Below are 2,675 nucleotides of genomic sequence, written 5' to 3' on the forward strand. Positions count from 1 at the left end.
GCTGCCTCACGCGCCGCGAGTTGACCTGCGGCCGCGCGGGCGTAACTCAATGGTAGAGCGCCAGCTTCCCAAGCTGGACACGCGAGTTCGATTCTCGTCGCCCGCTCCAGACGCGAGGTGTGAGGTCAGGGAGCTATTCCGCTCACTGGCGGATCTGCCCGCACCTCGGTGCTGCCGTTCTTACAATACGGCCATGGCGAAGAAGCAGCCCACGAAGAACCGTTCTGTCGTCTACTCCGCCCTCCTTGTTGCCGCGATGTTGGTCATGCTCGGGGGCGGCGTCATCGCCGCACTGGGCGCTTCGTCGTCCTCTTCGACCACGGAGGCGAGCATCTTCGGGGCCAGTATCAAGACCACGTCCTCCGGTCTGGTGCTCCTCGTCGTCGGGGCAGCCATGGCCGCCACCCTCGCGTTGAAGAAACCGGCGGAGATCGAGCTCTTTTCTCCTGACTCCACCACACGCCCGTTGCTCGACCGACTGCTCCAGGTGGTGCTACCCGTCGCGCTGGGCATCGCCGCGGTAGGAGTCGTACTGCTCCTTCTCTCATTCGCCTGATCGTGAAGGGAGGACCGAGATGACTGTCGGGGAACATCTTGAGCTGTTCGCTCCCGACGTCGGGCCCCTTCATGTCATTCCCTTGCGATCTCCGGACACTGCACGACGCCGAGTCCGGAACCGAGCTCCACCCACAAGAGATACCTGACTGGATCTCGCGGCGCATTGACGACGAGTCGATCTCGGGCCGACCCTCCGGACGTCGCGTCGCCGTTGTGGACTCGGGCATGCTTCCTTCCCACTCGTGGATCAGGGCTTCGCTCGATCCCGATGGAGTTGCGGATTTCACCGGCGAAGGATGGGAGGACACGAACGGGCACGGCACGGTGACGGCGCTGCTGACCTTGGCCGCATCGACCGAACCGCTCACTCTGTTCTCCGCCAAGATCGTCGGACGCGACGGACGCGCCGAACCCGACAACCTCATCCGCGCCCTCCAGTGGTGCGCGACGCAGAAGGTCGACTGGGTGGTGCTTTCAGCAGGCGTGCAGAGGCGCAGCTGGGGCCGCGACGTTGATTGCGCTGGCAGCTGTCGCGTATGCAAGGCAGCGGCAGCGGTGCTCGACCAGGGGGTCCTCATCACGGCCGCGGGTGGTAACCGTCCTGGCCTCTTGGCCTGTCCGGCGACATTGGCCCGTGTTGGACACGCGAACTTCATCGCTTCAGGACCGGTAGATGCTGAGGGCCGCGGTACCACGTACATGGCCGGCGTCGTCGTTCCTTACGTCTTCCACGGCGCCCTCGTCTGCACAACCACCATGCCCAGCCCGCAAATGATCCGGGCGTATGAACTCGAGACCACGAACCCGCCAACAGCGGTCGCGGCCTACGAGGCGATCGTTGAACAGGGCAATGACGACGAAGCTGCCCACGCCCTGTGCCGGATCGGCGAGCTTCACGAGCGCATCGGTGCCGCCTCAGCGGCGGTCGACGCCTACCGGCGGGCCGTGGTCCGAGGCCATCGCGACAGCTCCCCACGCGCCGGCATCCGACTCGGCAATGTCCATGAAGCGGCCGGGGACCACGACGCTGCAGTCGCGGCGTTCGAGGACGTAGCCGCAACAGGACACCGGGTCCACGCCCCGATGGCCTTGCTCAACCTCGGCAACGGCGAGCTGAGAGCAGGCAATCCCGTCGCGGCCGAGCTCGCGTTCCGCCGGGCCGGCGCCTTCACAGGGACACCCTCCGGCGCCTCGGCAATGAAGAACCTCGGGGTCCTTCTCTGGCAAGCCGGCCGGTTCGACGACGCTCGCCAAGCGTTCCGCACGGTTCTCGACTGGGGGCCCAGTCGAGAGTCGCCAGGAGTCGCGCTCAACCTGGGCATGATGGAGAAGCAGCTCGGCCACCTCGAATCGGCCGAGGAGTGGCTGATGAAGGCCATCGCCACAGGCGACGACGAACGTGCGTCTCGTACTGCACTTGAACTCGGTGATCTCCTGGCGGCGCAGCGTGCTCCGTCGAGGGCTCGCGCTTCCTACGAGATCGCTGCGCAACGCGGCAGCGAGGTCACCCGCGAGCAGGCCCGTGCAGCTTTTCGCGGTCTCGCCGACTCGTGAGCTTTCCGCCCGTCTGACCGAAGGGGATTCAGTCTGAAGAAGGCAAAATACCGTGATCAGCCGGCGGTCGCCGGGGCGGGCCGGGTCCTGACGAAAGTCGCGGGCGGCCACGATGGTGGCTTGCCCCCCGCCCAGAAGTGGGAGCAGATCGACTTCGTCGAGCCGTTCAGCAGCCTCGGACACACTGATCCGCGGCCCATGAACAGAACCCGATAGCGACGGCAATGATTGTGTATGGCCTGGCGAGTCTGCAGCGCCGGGCGACGCGACCTCTTCGGGCCCCCGCGATCGTTGATTTGCCCAGGGTGTTCCGCTACGTTCCTCGCAGTCGAGACGAGGAGGGTCCAGTGACTGGCAGTCCGGTCCCCCCAGTCCCTCGGGTGACCCGCGGCACCGTTCTCGGACAGGTGGACGCCGTCCAGGTGCCACGCTTCGCCGGACCGGCCACCTTCGCCCGCCTCCCTCGCATCGACGAGGTCGACCGGGCGGACATCGCGGTGGTCGGAGTGCCGTTCGACTCGGGAGTGAGCTACCGTCCCGGCGCCCGTTTCGGCCCGGCCCAC

3 protein-coding genes and 1 tRNA gene are annotated in these 2,675 nt (G+C 66.4%); all 4 read left to right on the forward strand.

Annotated features, from left to right (window positions below):
* The first annotated feature begins 35 nt into the window (after window positions 1–35).
* A tRNA-Gly gene (locus ACHZD8_RS01270) sits at window positions 36–109 on the forward strand.
* Between the two features lie 84 nt (window positions 110–193).
* Entirely contained in the window at window positions 194–556 is a 363-nt protein-coding gene (locus tag ACHZD8_RS01275; protein WP_394768292.1) for a hypothetical protein, read from the forward strand.
* Between the two features lie 71 nt (window positions 557–627).
* On the forward strand, window positions 628–2,112 hold the full coding sequence (locus tag ACHZD8_RS01280) for a tetratricopeptide repeat protein (RefSeq protein ID WP_394768293.1): 1,485 nt from the start codon (window positions 628–630) through the stop codon (window positions 2,110–2,112).
* A 380-nt stretch (window positions 2,113–2,492) separates the two neighbouring features.
* A partial coding sequence (locus ACHZD8_RS01285) for an arginase family protein (RefSeq protein WP_394768294.1) occupies window positions 2,493–2,675 on the forward strand: 183 nt, incomplete at its 3' end.

It is taken from the genome of Lacisediminihabitans sp. (genome assembly GCF_043726815.1).
Classification (GTDB): Bacteria; Actinomycetota; Actinomycetes; order Actinomycetales; family Microbacteriaceae; genus Lacisediminihabitans.